16 protein-coding genes and 1 tRNA gene are annotated in these 14,626 nt (G+C 63.9%); 10 read left to right on the top strand and 7 right to left on the bottom strand.

Annotated features, from left to right (window positions below):
* Window positions 1-51: 51 nt before the first annotated feature.
* Window positions 52-128: transfer RNA gene (locus K5X80_RS02600), tRNA-Arg, on the bottom strand.
* 234 nt (window positions 129-362) lie between these two features.
* Here K5X80_RS02600 and K5X80_RS02595 point away from each other — a divergent pair.
* The 8 genes from K5X80_RS02595 to K5X80_RS02560 all read left to right on the top strand — a co-directional run bounded on the left by K5X80_RS02595 (window position 363) and on the right by K5X80_RS02560 (window position 7,560).
* Window positions 363-863, top strand: coding sequence for an MmcB family DNA repair protein (locus K5X80_RS02595; RefSeq protein ID WP_222559302.1), 501 nt, complete (start codon window positions 363-365; stop codon window positions 861-863).
* A gap of 176 nt (window positions 864-1,039) precedes the next feature.
* Window positions 1,040-2,425 (top strand): M48 family metalloprotease, encoded by a 1,386-nt coding sequence (locus K5X80_RS02590; RefSeq protein WP_222559301.1) that lies wholly within the window; start codon window positions 1,040-1,042, stop codon window positions 2,423-2,425.
* Window positions 2,418-3,173, top strand: a complete 756-nt coding sequence (locus tag K5X80_RS02585; RefSeq protein WP_222559300.1) for a DsbA family protein — start codon at window positions 2,418-2,420, stop codon at window positions 3,171-3,173. Before K5X80_RS02590 ends, K5X80_RS02585 begins: the two co-directional genes overlap by 8 nt.
* 121 nt (window positions 3,174-3,294) lie before the next feature.
* Window positions 3,295-4,494, top strand: coding sequence for a sensor histidine kinase (locus tag K5X80_RS02580; RefSeq protein WP_222559299.1), 1,200 nt, complete (start codon window positions 3,295-3,297; stop codon window positions 4,492-4,494).
* Complete coding sequence (locus K5X80_RS02575) at window positions 4,491-5,285, top strand: LytR/AlgR family response regulator transcription factor (RefSeq protein WP_222559298.1); 795 nt, start codon at window positions 4,491-4,493, stop codon at window positions 5,283-5,285. Before K5X80_RS02580 ends, K5X80_RS02575 begins: the two co-directional genes overlap by 4 nt.
* 186 nt (window positions 5,286-5,471) lie before the next feature.
* The gene (gene nadC, locus K5X80_RS02570; protein WP_222559297.1) at window positions 5,472-6,332 is read left to right on the top strand and encodes a carboxylating nicotinate-nucleotide diphosphorylase; all 861 of its coding nucleotides are present in this window, start codon (window positions 5,472-5,474) and stop codon (window positions 6,330-6,332) included.
* A gap of 62 nt (window positions 6,333-6,394) precedes the next feature.
* Window positions 6,395-6,838, top strand: coding sequence for a hypothetical protein (locus K5X80_RS02565; protein ID WP_222559296.1), 444 nt, complete (start codon window positions 6,395-6,397; stop codon window positions 6,836-6,838).
* Between the two features lie 41 nt (window positions 6,839-6,879).
* Window positions 6,880-7,560 carry a ribonuclease T2 family protein gene (locus K5X80_RS02560; RefSeq protein ID WP_222559295.1) on the top strand — a complete coding sequence of 227 codons (681 nt, stop codon included), beginning with the start codon at window positions 6,880-6,882 and terminating at the stop codon, window positions 7,558-7,560.
* On the opposite strand, the gene K5X80_RS02555 is transcribed toward K5X80_RS02560, so the two are convergent.
* Window positions 7,561-8,019: a nucleoside deaminase gene (locus K5X80_RS02555; protein ID WP_283249213.1), complete on the bottom strand. Its 459-nt coding sequence runs from the start codon at window positions 8,017-8,019 to the stop codon at window positions 7,561-7,563. It abuts the gene before it with no gap.
* Between the two features lie 128 nt (window positions 8,020-8,147).
* Here K5X80_RS02555 and rpmB point away from each other — a divergent pair, with 128 nt between their 5' ends.
* Complete coding sequence (rpmB, locus tag K5X80_RS02550; protein ID WP_222559294.1) at window positions 8,148-8,435, top strand: 50S ribosomal protein L28; 288 nt, start codon at window positions 8,148-8,150, stop codon at window positions 8,433-8,435.
* 52 nt (window positions 8,436-8,487) lie between these two features.
* Here the strand turns inward: rpmB and K5X80_RS02545 are convergent, their stop codons facing one another.
* The 4 genes from K5X80_RS02545 to xseA are packed head-to-tail and all read right to left on the bottom strand — an operon-like array spanning window position 8,488 to window position 12,187.
* Window positions 8,488-9,501: an esterase-like activity of phytase family protein gene (locus K5X80_RS02545; RefSeq protein WP_222559293.1), complete on the bottom strand. Its 1,014-nt coding sequence runs from the start codon at window positions 9,499-9,501 to the stop codon at window positions 8,488-8,490.
* 38 nt (window positions 9,502-9,539) lie between these two features.
* The gene (locus K5X80_RS02540; RefSeq protein WP_502778655.1) at window positions 9,540-10,475 is read right to left on the bottom strand and encodes a M23 family metallopeptidase; all 936 of its coding nucleotides are present in this window, start codon (window positions 10,473-10,475) and stop codon (window positions 9,540-9,542) included.
* Window positions 10,475-10,675 (bottom strand): DUF2093 domain-containing protein, encoded by a 201-nt coding sequence (locus tag K5X80_RS02535; RefSeq protein ID WP_222559291.1) that lies wholly within the window; start codon window positions 10,673-10,675, stop codon window positions 10,475-10,477. The genes K5X80_RS02540 and K5X80_RS02535 overlap by 1 nt, the downstream gene beginning before the upstream one ends.
* Window positions 10,676-10,702: 27 nt before the next feature.
* Complete coding sequence (gene xseA / locus K5X80_RS02530; RefSeq protein WP_222559290.1) at window positions 10,703-12,187, bottom strand: exodeoxyribonuclease VII large subunit; 1,485 nt, start codon at window positions 12,185-12,187, stop codon at window positions 10,703-10,705.
* Here xseA and purD point away from each other — a divergent pair.
* A complete protein-coding gene (gene purD / locus K5X80_RS02525) occupies window positions 12,186-13,484 on the top strand; it encodes a phosphoribosylamine--glycine ligase (RefSeq protein WP_222559289.1) in 1,299 nt (432 codons plus the stop codon). The two genes, xseA and purD, sit on opposite strands and share 2 nt — an antisense overlap.
* A 54-nt stretch (window positions 13,485-13,538) precedes the next feature.
* On the opposite strand, the gene K5X80_RS02520 is transcribed toward purD, so the two are convergent.
* The gene (locus tag K5X80_RS02520; RefSeq protein WP_222559288.1) at window positions 13,539-14,534 is read right to left on the bottom strand and encodes an adenosine kinase; all 996 of its coding nucleotides are present in this window, start codon (window positions 14,532-14,534) and stop codon (window positions 13,539-13,541) included.
* Window positions 14,535-14,626: the final 92 nt, after the last annotated feature.

Here is a 14,626-nt window from a genome sequence, read left to right as displayed (position 1 = left end):
CAAAATCGCTCGACAATCATCTTGTAAAGCATTGTAATTTCAGGGATTTTTTGGCGCACCCGACAGGATTCGAACCTGTGACCTCTGCCTTCGGAGGGCAGCGCTCTATCCAGCTGAGCTACGGGTGCCTGCGAGCGCAACTAGCAGTGAGCGCGATGGTGCGCCAGCGCTTTTCGATCTTTCACTGACAGGCAATTGTTCTGTTCCGCCAAAGGTCATCTTCAACTCCGAGAAAAGCGCTGATTTCTGCCAGCTATGTCCGGCCCAAAACGGGATGCAATGCACCTGTGCAGCAGCCTCGGTGCGCCCGCACCGTGATTGCAGCTTGACCGAGTTCCCTATATGTTCTCTAGCATCTTGCGATGGTCGATGAACCGATTCTAACCGCATCCGGCGCGCCTGAGGATGAACGCGAAGCGCGGCGCGTGGCGCGGGGTATCTGCCGGCTGTTCGCGCGCAACAATATCTGGTGTCTGCCGGAAATGCCGCTGCGCAACGGGCGCCGCGCGGATTTGATGGGGCTGGACGAGAAGGGGCGGATCGTGATTGTTGAGATAAAGGTCGCCCGCGCCGATCTGCTCGGCGACGCCAAATGGCCTGACTATCTCGAGTTTTGCGACCGGTTCTTCTGGGGCCTGTCCCCTCATCTGGACCGCGCTTGCCTGGAACATCCCGAATTTCGCCCGGAAAGCTGCGGGATCATTGTTGCCGATGGCTACGACGCGGAAATCGTTCGCCCCGCACCGTCGCTTAGCCTTGCCGCTGCGCGACGCAAAGTCGAAGTGGAGCGCTTGGCGCGCGTAGCAATGCGGCGGGCCGTTGTCGCCGCCGACCCGGGACTGGCTCCCTTGCTCCCTGGATAGAGCGCAAGAAACCAATCAGGATTCTTTTATGGCGTTTTACAGCCTATTTGGCATTTTCAGATCAGGCACTCCTGTTTTCAGATCAGGCACTCCTGGATGCAAGATACCGTATCTATCCCGCAGCCCGGCAATCTTCAGTTCCGGTTCAGGGCGAAACCGGTTAGCAAGGGCCAGTTATGCGCAATCCCGCCCGCCTGCTCACCCGGATTTTCGCGGTTGTCGTCGTTGTTGTGCTCTCAGCGCAACATGCTCTGGCGCAATCCATCCTGCGCGACGCCGAAACCGAGGCACTGTTTCAGGATATGGGCAAGCCGCTGGTCGATGCCGCAGGGCTGGGCAAAGGCAATGTCGATATCGTCCTGATCAACGATTCCTCGATCAACGCTTTCGTTGCTGGCGGTCAGGCGATCTATATTCACAGCGGGCTGATCAACGCCGCCTCCAATGTCGATGAAGTGCAAGGGGTCATCGCGCACGAACTGGGCCACATCACCGGTGGCCATATCATCCGGTTCGACGAAGGTGCCAAGGCGGCCAGCAACATCACGATCCTGTCGCTGTTGCTGGGTGTCGCAGCGGCGGCGGCAGGCGCACCCGATGCCGCGATGGGCGTTCTCGCCGCGGGCCAGCAGGCCGCCATGGGCAAGTTCCTCGCTTTCACCCGGGCGCAGGAATCCTCCGCCGATGCGGCCGGGGCGCAGTTCCTGTCGAAAGCCGGCATTTCCGGGCGCGGTTCGATCGATTTCTTCAAGAAATTGCAGAATCAGGAATTTCGCTACGGCTATAGCCAGAGCGATGAGGCATCGTTCGGTCGCACGCACCCCCTGACCGGAGATCGCATCGCCAACTTGCGCGACATCTACGAGAAAGACCCCGCTTGGGACAACAAGCCCGATCCGGGCTTGCAGGAACGCTTCCTTCGCGTGCGGGCGAAGCTCTACGGCTATCTGGCCGATCCCGCCCGGACGCTGGCCACCTACCCGCCGACCGACAACAGCATTCCGGCGCACTATGCCCGCGCCTACGCCTATCACAAGGATGCGCTGGTCACGAAAGCGCTGGCGGAAACGGCCGCCCTTCTCTCGGTCGAACCGAAAAATCCCTATTTCCTCGAACTGCAGGGGCAGATCCTGCTGGAATCGGGCAAGCCGACCCAGGCCATTCCCGCTTTGCGCGATGCCAACAGGCTGACGGGCAACAACCCGCTGATCGCCACTATTTTCGGCCACGCGCTGATCGCCACGGAAGATCCCGCGAACTATCCCGAAGCGATCACCGTGCTCAGGGCCGCTGTCGCCCGCGACCGCCAGAACCGCTTTGCGTGGTATCAACTGGGGGTGGCCTACGCAGCGCAGGGCGACACCCCCCGCGCCCAACTGGCCAGTGCGGAACAGCAGGTGCTCGACCAACGCTATCCCGAAGCGCTCCAGAATGCGCAGGCCGCTCTCGTCGAGCTGCCCGAACATTCGGCCGACTGGCTGAGAGCGCAGGATATCACGATGCAGGCGCGCGCCGCGCTTGAAGACAAGAAGAAAAAGGGTAAGTCCAAGCGTAATGGCTGAACAATCGAAGGCGGGCGCGGCCCGGATCGTCCTCTATGCGGTGGGCGTGGTGTTGCTGGGGCTGCTCGGCGGTTATGCCGCGTCGTGGACCGGGCTCACCCGCCCCGCAACCGACGCTGCGGTGCGCGAATACCTGCTGGAACATCCCGAAATCCTGCCCGAAGCGATGGACCGCCTGCAAGCACGCGAAGTCGCCAACCGGCTTGCGCCGATCAAGGCCCAGGTCACCACTCCTTTCCCCGGCGCAGTTCTAGGAAACCCAAATGGTTCAAAAATCCTAGTTGAGTTTACCGATTTCGCGTGCACATATTGCCGTCATAGTGTGGCCGAAGTCGACGCACTGATCGCGCAGGACCCACAGCTCAAAGTGGTGATCCGCGAAATGCCGATCCTTTCGGAACAGAGCGCCGCCGCCGCACGGATGGGCCTCGCCGCCGCCGAACAGGGTCGCTATCCCGCTTTCCACAAGGCAATGTTCGAACTGGGCCCGCCGTCCCCCACCACGATCGAAGCGGCCGCACAGAAGGCCGGGCTCGACATGGCCCGCGCCAGGACGATTGCCGGATCCAAAGCGGTGGAAACCGAACTGGCGCGCAATCTCACCATTGCCGAACGGCTGAGTTTCAATGGCACCCCCAGTTGGGTGGTCGGCGATCAGGCGTTTTCCGGCGCGCTCCCGCGCGATGCACTGGCGGAAGCGCTGGCCAAGGCTCACGGCGAGGACAAAGACAAAGGCAAGGATAGCTGAGGCAGCGTTGCTTTCGCCCCGGGTTTTGCGCCCGTACGATACATGACCTTCCCATGAACGCATCGTCCAGAGCGGAAAACCGGTTCCCACTTTTTCGCACGATGCGCTAAAGGTGTGCGCCATGGCCGTGCTGTCCCTTAAACCGACACCCTTTTTCGCCAACAAGAACCGCGCTTTCTGGCAATTGCAGATCGCGGGCTGGGGCGGGGCCATGGTGGTGCGCGGCATGACCACCGTGGCGAACGAGAAGCCGTTCTCGTTCCTGCTGCTGGTGGTGATCGCCACGATCACGGGCTTTTCGCTCAGCCTCGTCCTTTCGGTGATCTATCGCCAACTCATCCACCGCCGGCCGCTGGTCACCTGGGGGCTGACCGGTATTGCGCTGGCAGGCGCGGTCAGCGTTTCGGCCTTCATCAACGGCTGGGTCATCAGCCTCTATCAGGTGAACAGCGAGGCGAGTTTCGCCCAGTTGTTCCTCGGCGTGTTCTATATCGACCTGACGCTGCTGGGCGCATGGTCGGCACTCTATTACGCGATCAACTTCTACGTCCAGATCGAGGAACAGGCTGACCGCATGCTGCGGCTCGAAGCGGAAGCGACCGGGGCACAGCTTGCCATGCTGCGCTACCAACTCAATCCGCATTTCCTGTTCAACACGCTCAATTCGATTTCGACGCTGGTGCTGCTCAAACAAACCGAGCCCGCCAACGCGATGCTGATGCGGCTATCGTCGTTTCTGCGCCACACGTTGATCAACGAAGCGGGCAGCAAGGTTTCGATCGAGCAGGAAGTCGAGACGCTGAAGCTCTATCTCGACATCGAACGGATGCGGTTCGAGGATCGGCTGCGAACCGAATTCCGCGTCGACCCGGAAGCGGGCGATGCGCTGCTGCCTTCGTTACTGCTGCAACCGCTGGTCGAAAACGCGATCAAATATGCCGTTTCCCCGCAGGAGGAAGGGGCCAGAATCACGCTGACCGCACAACTCGTCGGCCAAAGGCTTCGCATTACCGTCTCCGACACCGGGCCGGGATTGCAAAACGCCGAACTAAGGCCGACCTATCCGGGTGTCGTTACCGGCGCCGGTGAGCACACCTCCACCGGCGTGGGTTTGTCCAACATTCGGGATCGGCTTGGCCAGGCATATGGCGACGAACATCGCTTCGAGATTCGCAATCCGCCTGAGGGAGGTTTCACCGTTATTATCGAAATCCCTTACGAGCCTGCCAAGAAGGCGGAAACCCCACAGGCCCGCGTGCCTGTGGCAGATGCGCCGGTCACAGCCATCCCCGACAAACGCTCGCTCGGAACCCCCGCATGACTATCCGAACCATACTTGTCGATGACGAAAAGCTCGCCATCCAAGGACTGCAACTGCGCCTTGAAGCTTTCCCCGATGTCGAGGTGATCGACACCTGCTCCAACGGGCGCGAGGCGATCCGCAAGATCAAGACGGAAAAGCCCGATCTCGTTTTCCTCGATATCCAGATGCCCGGCTTCGACGGTTTCTCCGTCGTCAAGGGCGTGATGGAAATCGAACCGCCGCTGTTCGTCTTCGTCACCGCCTATCAGGAACATGCGATCCGCGCGTTCGAAGCCAATGCGGTGAATTATCTGATGAAGCCTGTCGACGTCGACAAGCTAGCCGACACCATCGAGCGGGTGCGCCAGCGCATGGCCGAAAAGAAATCCGCCGAAGAAGCCGAAAAGCTCAAGAACGTCCTTTCCGAAGTCGCCCCCGATGCGGTGGAAAACATGCCGGAACAGGACGATTCCACCAATCGCTACGAAAAGCTGATCAACGTGAAGGATCGCGGCCAGATCTTCCGCGTCGATGTCGATTCAATCGAACATATCGAAGCCGCGGGCGATTACATGTGCATCTACACCGGCGACAATTCGCTGATCCTGCGCGAAACGATGAAGGATCTCGAACGGCGGCTTGATCCGCGCGTATTCCAGCGCGTGCATCGCTCCACCATCGTCAATCTCGACCAAGTGCGCCAGGTGAAGCCGCACACCAATGGCGAATGCTTCCTCGTGCTGGAAAGCGGCGCGCAAGTGAAAGTCAGCCGTTCCTACCGCGACGTGGTGGCGCGCTTCGTTCACTAGACAGGCTGCCTCCGCAGCATCGGATGCCTGACAGGCGGCGCGAACGGATCGCGCCGCCTGTTTCCGTTCGCAGACCATCCGCCGCCTGCGGGCAGAGTGCGCTTGTCGAATGGCCATTTTTCCTGTCTGGACGGCAGCGATGGCCAGGGCCGCTTTCGGCAAGCGGCATGGGGAACGGGAGTGATTATGGGTTTCGATCTCACCGGCTTCGATTGTGATGCCTTTGTTCGCGCCACGCTGGAAGAAGACCTCGGCGTGGGCCTGCCCGGCGGCGGGCAGGATGTCACGGCGGACAGCGTGATCCCCGCCGATGCGCGCTTTTCCGGGGTGATGGACAGCCGCGATGCGATCGTGGTCGCGGGGCTGCCCATTGCCGCCGCATTCTTCCGCGCGCTCGATCCCGCGATGGAGATCGCTTTTCTGGCCCAGGAGGGGCAGGCCGTGCCTGCCGGCACGCATCTCCTTCATCTGTCGGGCAACGCCCGCGCCATGTTGACCGCGGAGCGGAGCGCACTCAACACCGTGCAGCACCTTTCTGGCATCGCCACCATGACCCGCGCCTACGTCGAAGCCATGGGCGAGAGCGGCTGCATCCTGCTGGATACGCGCAAGACCATTCCCGGCCTGCGTCATCTGGAAAAATACGCCACTCGGATGGGCGGGGCGCAGAATCACCGCATGGGGCTGTGGGATGCGGCAATGATCAAGGACAACCACGTGCTGGTCGCCGGTGATGTCGGCGAAGCGGTGCGCCGGGCGCGCGCCGCCGGAGTGGCCAACGTGATCTGCGAAGTGGACCGGATCGACCAGATCGAACCGGCGCTGACGGCAGGCGCCAGCCATCTCCTCCTCGACAACATGGACGTGCCGACACTGCGCGAAGCGGTGGCGCTGGTCGCCGGCCGGGTCCCGACCGAAGCATCGGGCGGGATCGACCTCACCACGATCGGCGCGAAGGCTGCCACCGGCGTGACGTACGTTTCGGTCGGCCGCCTGACGCAAAGCGCCCCCGCCGCCGATATCGGTCTCGATTTTACCCCGCTTTAGAGCGGTTTGCGCCTGCCCACCATTTGCGCCATGGTAATCCGGTTCACTTTTGGGGAGGCACCATGCGACCGCAATCCATCGTTCTGTTTGACCGGGTTTTCCTGCTTTCGCTGGGTCTGGGCATGATCAACACCGCCTTATCCTTTCAGGATAGCCTCGCTTACATGCAAGCCGATCCGGCCACGGCACAGGCCGGATTCGGGGCCGGGTTCCTGATTTTCACGCAAGCTGTCAGCTTCGCCATCCTGCTGTTGCTGTGGTATTTTATCGCCCGCCGCGCCAGCACCGTGGCAAAATGGATTCTCGTTGTTCTGACCGCGATCGGCACTCTGGCGGTCCTGCCCACGCTCAGCACACTGGCGGAACGTGGCCTGTTCACGATGATCGTCGCCCTGATTATCACCGCGATGCAGATTTTCGCTCTCGTCTGCCTGTTTCGCGCCGATGCGAAGGCCTGGTTCAAAGCACGCGGGCAGAGCGGCGCCAATCCGGATATCTTCCGCTGATCCGCGTGCGCCGGGTTTTCACAGCGCTGATAGCTGGTGGATTGGCGCTTCCCGCCGCAACGGCCCATGCGCAGGCCTATCAGTGCCGCGTGCCTTCCACCGCCATCACCGTGCCGCGGATCGCGCCCGAGGGGCCCGCGCGGCGCATTCCGATAACCGGCTATTCGCTGGCGCTGAGCTGGTCGCCAGAATATTGCCGCATACGCGCGGACAACCCGGGCGACACAATGCAGTGTTCGGGCCATAATGGCCGCTTCGGCTTCGTCCTCCACGGTCTGTGGCCCGAAGGCACCGGGGGGCGCTGGCCGCAATGGTGCCCGACACCGCGCGCGCCGTCCCCGACCCTGGCACGGCAGCACCTGTGCATGATGCCTTCCACCCGCCTGATGGCGCATGAATGGGCCAAGCACGGCAGTTGCATGGTCCGCACGCCCGAATCCTATTTCAAAGTGAGCCAGATCCTGTGGGATTCGCTGCGCCTGCCCGATCTGAACGATCTTTCCCGGCAGGACACGCTCAACGCCGGGGCGATCCGCCATGCCTTCCTCCGCCGCAATCCGGATTGGCGAGCGGAACAGGTGGGCGTGCATCTCAATGCGCGGGGCTGGCTCACCGAAATGCGCCTCTGTTACGGCAAGGATTATAGGCCGGCCCGATGCAGCCCCACGCAGTTCGGCGCCCGTGATTCGGCACGGGCGAGGATATGGCGCGGCAAACGCTGATCAGCCGCGCCGCTGGCGGAAAAAGACGCGCAGGATTTCCACGGCTTCCTCCTCTCCCATTCCGGCATAGATTTCCGGGCGATGGAGGCACTGCGGCTGATCGAACACCCGCGCGCCCTGTTCCACCGCGCCCCCTTTGGCATCGGATGCGCCGTAATAGAGGCGGCCAATGCGCGCATGGGCAATAGCCCCCGCGCACATGGCGCAGGGTTCCAGCGTCACCCACAGTTCGCAGCCATCCAGCCGATCCCTGCCCAATACCTGCGCCGCACGCCGAATCGCCAGTATCTCGGCATGTGCGGTAGGATCGTACAAGGCACGCGGGGCGTTGTGCGCGCGGGCGATGATCATTCCATCCTTGACGACGACCGCGCCCACGGGCACTTCGCCCGTAAGAGCGCCCACCTGCGCCTCCGTCAGCGCGGCGAGCATCGGTTCGGGGATCGGCCAGCGTTTCATTCTTTACGGGCTAGTCCCGCAAAGACGATCCCGCAATGCCGCCGATATGCTTGACGATTCGCCCGGCGGCAGTTATGCGCGCCGCTTTCCGGGGATAACCCCAAGCTTTTCGAACGAGAGATTTTTCCATGTCGCGGATTTGCGAACTGACCGGCAAGGGCCGCCAAGTCGGCCACAATGTGAGCCACGCCAACAACAAGACCAAGCGCGTGTTCCTGCCCAACCTGCAGAATGTCACGCTGCTGTCGGAAAAGCTGGATCGCAGCTTCAAGTTCCGCGTTTCGACGCACGGCCTGCGTTCGGTCGAACACAACGGCGGTCTCGACAACTGGCTGCTCAAGACTTCCGACGAGAAGCTTTCCCCGCGCGCCCGCAAGGTGAAGCGCGAAGTGGCGAAGGCTGCCGTCGCCGCCTGAGCCTTTCGGCCCCTTTGGGGCCGTCTCGCGAAAGCTTGAAAGGGCGTACGGGCTACCGTGCGCCCTTTTCGCGTGTCTGCCGTTTGCCATCCGACACCGGTTTCCAGCGCAGTTTCAGCAGAATCGTCCGCTGGAACGATATCTGGTTGTCATCCGAAATCACCCACACCACCGCGCTGCCATCGGGTCTCGGGGCCACGGCCAGCCCTTCGAAATTGTCGCTCGGCAACGGCGGTTCGAGGGTGGCGAGCACCGTGCCTTTCCACGCCGTGCCTTGGCGAATGGCCGCCGGATCTGCGAGGACGAGCTTGGAGACAAAGCCCGGCGGCACCCCCAGCACGACCTGCCGATGCAAGATCAGCACGCGGCCATCGGGCAATTGGGCCATGTCGGTCGGCAGCGAACGGGGGGGCGCATCGTACCTGAACCGCACCGGCTTGACCCCTGAAACGGGATCGTGAGGGAACAGCAACGCGGGCCCGGTGGTCGAAAACCACCCATCGCGCGATTCGGCCAGCACGATGAAGCGTCCATCGGCCAGGCGCACCATCGCCTCCGGCCCGCCGTTCGAAACCCAGTCACGCATAGCCGCCGGGCGAACGGCGCGCGGATCACGCCCCTGCACATCGGTGCGGACGATCGCATTGCTCTGTTCATAGCCGACCCATAGCTGGCCGGTTGCGGGATCGTGAGTCAGCGATTCGCTGTCGGCCAGCCGCTTGTCCTTGGCCTCGCTGGTGAGAAAAAGGCCCATGCGCGGCTGCGGATCGCCGCGTGAAGGATCGCGAAACCACAGGTAGCGGCCCCGATCGCTGAGCGTGAACAATTCACCATTACCGAGCACCGCCAGCGCGGAATAACCGCCGAAATCATCCCCGTTGCCTTGCACCAGCCAGGCCCGTTCCAGCGTCAGCCCAGGGGCCAGTTGCGGGGTTTTTGCCAGCGCGATGGGGGTGAAAGACACCCGCATATCCCGATTGGGCGGGGGCAGGGGGCTGCGCCACCAGCTCAGCGCCAACAGCACGGCGCATAGGGCGAGGATCGCAAAGCGGCGCAGAAAGGACATGTCTGCCTGCTATGCCACGCCCTTGCAGCCCACAATCGTCAGCGCATCGGCCCTGTGAACAACAGCGGATCGAGCCGGGCGTCGCGCCATTTGATGCTCCAGTGCAAATGCGGCCCGGTGGCGCGGCCGGTGGCGCCGATGCGGCCGATGGTCTGCCCCTGTTTCACCCGTTCCCCTTCGCGAACGAGAAGCGCCGAGCAATGGAGGAACGCACTGTTGAGACCATTGCCGTGATCGATCATCAGCAAATGCCCTTCGAGCGAGAACGGCGTCTGCGCCGCCAGCACCACGACCCCATCGGCCGGCGCGACAAATGGCGCGCCGCTGCCGCCCGTCGCGATATCGAGACCGCTGTGATAAGCGCCCGGTTCCCCACGATAGACGCGCTGCGAACCGAACAGGCCAGAAATCCGCCCCTTGGCCGGCCAGATGAACGTCTGCCGCCAACCGTCGCTATGCGCGTTGACCGCGCGGGCCGCATTGATCCGTTCGATTTCCGGGCGACGGATTTTCAGGAAAGCTTCGGTCGGCCCGCCGGGTTTACGGGCGACGTTGATATGTTCGATCCGCCATGCGCGCGGCGATATGGCAAGGCGGCGTTCCACCCGGCGACCATCGGCCAGAATCGCGACAAGCGTGGCCGATGGGCCCGCATCGCGATCGAAGGCAGCAAAGAACGTGCCATCGGCCGCAGTCGCGATTTCGGCCCCGTCGAGCGTAAGGCGTTCCGTCCCACCGGGCGCGGTGCCGCGAATCCAGCCGCCCTGCGTCTGTTCCCCGGCAAACGTAAAATCGGCCGCGCCGGGCGGTGTTGCCCGGCGGACAGGTGGCGGCGGGGCAGGGCGATCCTGCGGCCGCTGCGCTTGGGCCCGCTCGTTGCCGGGCGCGGAGTCACGCGCGGGCGCCACACATCCCGCCAACACCGATACCCCCACGGCTGCGAACGCGGCCACGAGGGGAACCTGCCGCCCGATCACGCGCCCAGCAGACGCTTGGTGGCGATTTCGGGCGAGGCATAGGCCTCCTGCAACCGGGCGTTCCAGTACCGCAGTTCATCCAGCGGAATACGTTCGCCCGACACGGCGCACAGGACGTGGCTGCCCGGCTTGAGAACGCGAAAATCGCTCGCGCCGTAGTGGAGCTTTGCGAGGGGATCGTTGGAGGACATCAGCATGAGAATACCCCTAACAAAACGCCCGATTCAAAGCAATTTCGGCTGATCGCCCGATTCGGCGGGCCGTGGTCTGGCTCGGGCCGGCGTGGGGCGGGGCGGGGGAGTCTTGCCCTGTGGCACGACATCGAGCGGACCATCGCGAAATTTCAGCACCAGAGCATCCTGCCCGGCAGCCACGGCCCGATCCGTCATCGTGCGCCCGGATGCATCGGTGACGCGGACATAGCCACGCTCCAGCGGGCGATCGGGGTGGAGCTGCTGCGCCAGTCGGGCGAGGGCCGCCAGCCGTTCGCATTGGGCGCCGACCCGCTGGGTCAGCAGCGCCGGAGTGAGCCGCGCGGTTTCCAGCCCATGTCGGGCCCGATCCAGCCGCGCGCGAAGAATCGGCGCGGAAAGGTGCCGCACGCGTTCCTGCAACCGTTCCCGTTCGCGCATCGTGCGGTCGGCAAGGCCGCGCCGCAACCGTTCGGACAGATCATCCAGCTTCTGCGCCTGGGGGGCGAGGAGGTTTTCCGGGCGCGGCAGGCGCTGCACCCGCGCCATCAGCCGTTCGCGCCCCAGCCCCACCGGGCGGAGGATCGCCCGCTTCTTGCGCAGCGCCAGTTCATCCAGCAGCGCGGCCAGTTCCACCCGCACCGGCACCGCCATTTCCGCCGCTGCGGTGGGGGTGGGTGCGCGCCTGTCGGCGGCGTGGTCGGCCAGCGTGGTATCCGTTTCGTGGCCCACCGCCGAAACGATGGGGATCGTGCAGGCGGCAATCGCGCGCACGACCACTTCCTCGTTGAAGCTCCACAGATCCTCGATCGAACCGCCCCCGCGCGCCACGATCACCAGATCGGGCCGCGGCACCGCGCCATCGGGGGGAAGCTGCGAGAACCCCTCGATCGCCGCCGCCACCTGTTCCGCCGAACCCTGCCCCTGCACCAGCACCGGCCAGACCAGCACATGGCAGGGAAAGCGGTCCGCCAGCCGGTGCAGGATATCGCGGATCACCGCGCCCGTGGGCGAGGTGACGACACCGATCACACGCGGCAGATAGGGGAGGGGCTTCTTGCGCCCGGGGGCGAACAGCCCTTCCGCCTCCAGCCGGGCCTTGGTCTTTTCCAGCAGCGCCAGCAGCGCCCCTTCGCCCGCGATCTCCATCCGATCGATCACGATCTGATAGGACGAACGGCCCGGGTAGGTGGTCAGCTTGCCACTGGCGATCACTTCCAGCCCGTCTTCCGGCGTGAAAGGCAGGCGCTGGGCATTGCCGCGCCACATCACCCCGTCGATCCGGGCGTTTTCATCCTTGAGGCAGCAATAGAGATGGCCCGACGCCGCCCGTTTGACGCCCGAAAGTTCCCCCCGCAGTCGCACATAGCCGAAGCGATCTTCCACCGTGCGCTTGAGCAGCGCGGAAATTTCACTGACGGAAAGCGGCGCAGCGTTGTCCCCGGGCGCGCCCTTCGCTACCAGCCCGGCAGACTCCCCCGTTTCGGGGGCATCAGTTTCTTCGAAGGGATCGGGCATGAATATCCTCTTGGCAGGTTCGGGCGGCCGCGAACATGCGCTGGCTTGGAAGCTGGCGCAATCCCGCCTGGTGTCCGGTGGTGCAGGCACCCTTTACGCCACCCCCGGCAATCCGGGAATCGCCCGGCATGCCGAACTGGTCACGCTGGACCTTACGGATCATGCCGCCGTCGTCGCTTTTTGCGAGGAAAAGCGCATTGGCCTTGTGGTGATCGGACCGGAAGCGCCGCTGGTCGATGGTCTGGCCGATTCGCTGCGTGCCAAGCTGTTCCCGGTGTTCGGGCCGTCTGCGCAGGCCGCCCAGCTCGAAGGCAGCAAAGGTTTCACTAAGGACCTGTGCGAACGCACCGGCATCCCCACTGCAGGCTATGTCCGCACCCGTTCGCTGGAGGAGGCGCAAGCCGCCCTGGCCCGCTTTACCGCGCCTTATGTGCTCAAGGCCGATGGGCTGGCCGCCGGCAAGGGCGTGGTCATCGCCGAAACCCGTGCCGAAGCGGAAGAAGCGCTGGCCGACATGTTCGGCGGCGCATTCGGTGAAGCCGGGGCCGAAGTGGTGATCGAGGAATTCATGGTGGGCGAGGAAGCGAGCTTCTTCGCCATCACCGACGGGGCGACTATCGTGCCCTTCGGCAGCGCGCAGGATCACAAGCGCGTGGGCGAGGGGGATACCGGCCCCAACACGGGCGGCATGGGTGCCTACAGCCCGGCCCCGGTGCTGACTCCCACGCTGGAAGCCGAAGTGATCCAGCGGATCATCGGCCCCACCGTCCACGCGATGACCAACGAAGGCATGCCCTATTCGGGCGTGCTCTATGCCGGGCTGATGCTGACTGCCGAAGGGCCCAAGCTGATCGAATACAATTGCCGCTTCGGCGATCCCGAATGCCAGGTGCTGATGATGCGGCTGGAAGACGATCTGGGCGAACTGTTGCTGGCCTGCGCGGAAAACCGCCTGGCCTCGCTTCCTTCGCCCCGCTTTTCTTCCGATACCGCACTGACGGTGGTGATGGCAGCGGAAGGCTACCCCGGCACGCCCAAGAAGGGCGGTGCAATCGGCGGGATTGACGCGGCCGAAGCCACGGGTGCGAACGTCTTCCACGCGGGCACTGCATTGGCGGCGGACGGTAGGCTGGTGGCCAATGGCGGGCGCGTGCTCAACGTCACCGCTCGCGGCGCCAATGTGACCGAGGCGCAGGCAGCCGCTTACACGGCGGTCGATGCGCTCAGCTTCCCTGAAGGCTTCTGCCGCCGCGACATCGGCTGGCGCGAAGTGGCGCGGGAACAGGCGACCGGCTGACATCGCCCACACGGAGGCGGCCCTTCGTGAAAGAATGGGCCGCCTGCTATCCGTTCAACCGAACCGCTGGGCGAACAGTGCCTTGAGATCGGCTTCCGGCCGTGCGCCATAGTGCGCAATGATCTCCCCCGCCGCGAGCGCGCCCATGGCGAGGCTGCGTTCAAGGCTTTCCCCGCGCACATGCCCGGCCAGGAATCCGGCGGCGAACAGATCGCCCGCGCCGGTGGTGTCGATCACCGCATCGACCGGTTCCGCCGCCACTTCGGCCCGTTCCCCGCCGCTGATCGCCACAGCGCCGTCTTCGCTGCGCGTCACCACCAGCACCGGCACTTTGGGCGCCAGCAGGGCCAGACCGGCTTCGAAATCGGCCTCCCCCGTCAGCGCGGCGAGCTCAACCATGTTGGCGAACAGGATATCGATCTGTCCGGCTTCGATCAGCGCACGGAAATCGTCGCCATGGCGATCGATCACGAACGCATCCGACAGTGTGAAAGCCACTTTGCGCCCGGCGGCGCGGGCGGCGGCAATCGCTTTCTTCATCGCGGCGCGGGGCTCTTCCGGATCCCACAGATAGCCTTCGAGGTAGAGCACGGCGGCTTCGGCCACCGCCGCATCGTCAAGTACGGCGGCGGGCAGGAATTGCGATGCGCCGAGATAGGTGTTCATCGTCCGCTGGCCATCGGGCGACACGAAGATCAGGCAGCGCCCCGTCGGCGGATCGCCCGCGCGGGCAGGCGTATCGAAATCGATCCCCACGGCGCGGATATCGTGCGCGAAGACATCGCCCAACTGGTCGTTCGCCACCTGCCCGATAAAGGCGCATTGCAAACCAATGGCGGACAGGCCCGCCAGTGTGTTGGCCGCCGATCCGCCCGAAACTTCGCGCGCCGGGCCCATCGCATCATAGAGTTCGCGGGCGCGATCGGTATCGACCAGCGTCATGCCGCCCCGGGCCATGCCCAGTTCCTCGATCAGATCGTCTTCGCAAGGGGCCATCACGTCGACAATGGCGTTGCCGATGGCCAGAACATCGTAGCGGGGTGCGGACATGCGTTTTCCTGTTCAAGACTGTGCGTGCCCGGCGCTTAGAAGGAATTGGACGTGGAGGGAACCGTCGTCACGCCAGATACCGGCGGCTTCAC

The sequence above is a fragment of the Caenibius sp. WL genome, assembly GCF_019803445.1.
Taxonomy (GTDB): Bacteria; Pseudomonadota; Alphaproteobacteria; order Sphingomonadales; family Sphingomonadaceae; genus Caenibius.
The sequence above is the reverse complement of the archived record's forward strand: the minus strand, read 5'-3'. Positions and strand labels throughout refer to the sequence as shown.

What these genes read in the sequence shown, in the direction of transcription:
- K5X80_RS02555 (WP_283249213.1), bottom strand. Translation starts at nt 8,019, where the DNA reads ATGAAACGCTGGCCGATCCCCGAACCGATGCTCGCCGCGCTGACGGAG.
- K5X80_RS02585 (WP_222559300.1), top strand. Translation starts at nt 2,418, where the DNA reads ATGGCTGAACAATCGAAGGCGGGCGCGGCCCGGATCGTCCTCTATGCG.
- K5X80_RS02535 (WP_222559291.1), bottom strand. Translation starts at nt 10,675, where the DNA reads ATGCTGATGTCCTCCAACGATCCCCTCGCAAAGCTCCACTACGGCGCG.
- rpmB (WP_222559294.1), top strand. Translation starts at nt 8,148, where the DNA reads ATGTCGCGGATTTGCGAACTGACCGGCAAGGGCCGCCAAGTCGGCCAC.
- K5X80_RS02580 (WP_222559299.1), top strand. Translation starts at nt 3,295, where the DNA reads ATGGCCGTGCTGTCCCTTAAACCGACACCCTTTTTCGCCAACAAGAAC.
- K5X80_RS02565 (WP_222559296.1), top strand. Translation starts at nt 6,395, where the DNA reads ATGCGACCGCAATCCATCGTTCTGTTTGACCGGGTTTTCCTGCTTTCG.
- nadC (WP_222559297.1), top strand. Translation starts at nt 5,472, where the DNA reads ATGGGTTTCGATCTCACCGGCTTCGATTGTGATGCCTTTGTTCGCGCC.
- K5X80_RS02545 (WP_222559293.1), bottom strand. Translation starts at nt 9,501, where the DNA reads ATGTCCTTTCTGCGCCGCTTTGCGATCCTCGCCCTATGCGCCGTGCTG.
- purD (WP_222559289.1), top strand. Translation starts at nt 12,186, where the DNA reads ATGAATATCCTCTTGGCAGGTTCGGGCGGCCGCGAACATGCGCTGGCT.
- K5X80_RS02575 (WP_222559298.1), top strand. Translation starts at nt 4,491, where the DNA reads ATGACTATCCGAACCATACTTGTCGATGACGAAAAGCTCGCCATCCAA.
- K5X80_RS02590 (WP_222559301.1), top strand. Translation starts at nt 1,040, where the DNA reads ATGCGCAATCCCGCCCGCCTGCTCACCCGGATTTTCGCGGTTGTCGTC.
- K5X80_RS02595 (WP_222559302.1), top strand. Translation starts at nt 363, where the DNA reads ATGGTCGATGAACCGATTCTAACCGCATCCGGCGCGCCTGAGGATGAA.
- xseA (WP_222559290.1), bottom strand. Translation starts at nt 12,187, where the DNA reads ATGCCCGATCCCTTCGAAGAAACTGATGCCCCCGAAACGGGGGAGTCT.
- K5X80_RS02520 (WP_222559288.1), bottom strand. Translation starts at nt 14,534, where the DNA reads ATGTCCGCACCCCGCTACGATGTTCTGGCCATCGGCAACGCCATTGTC.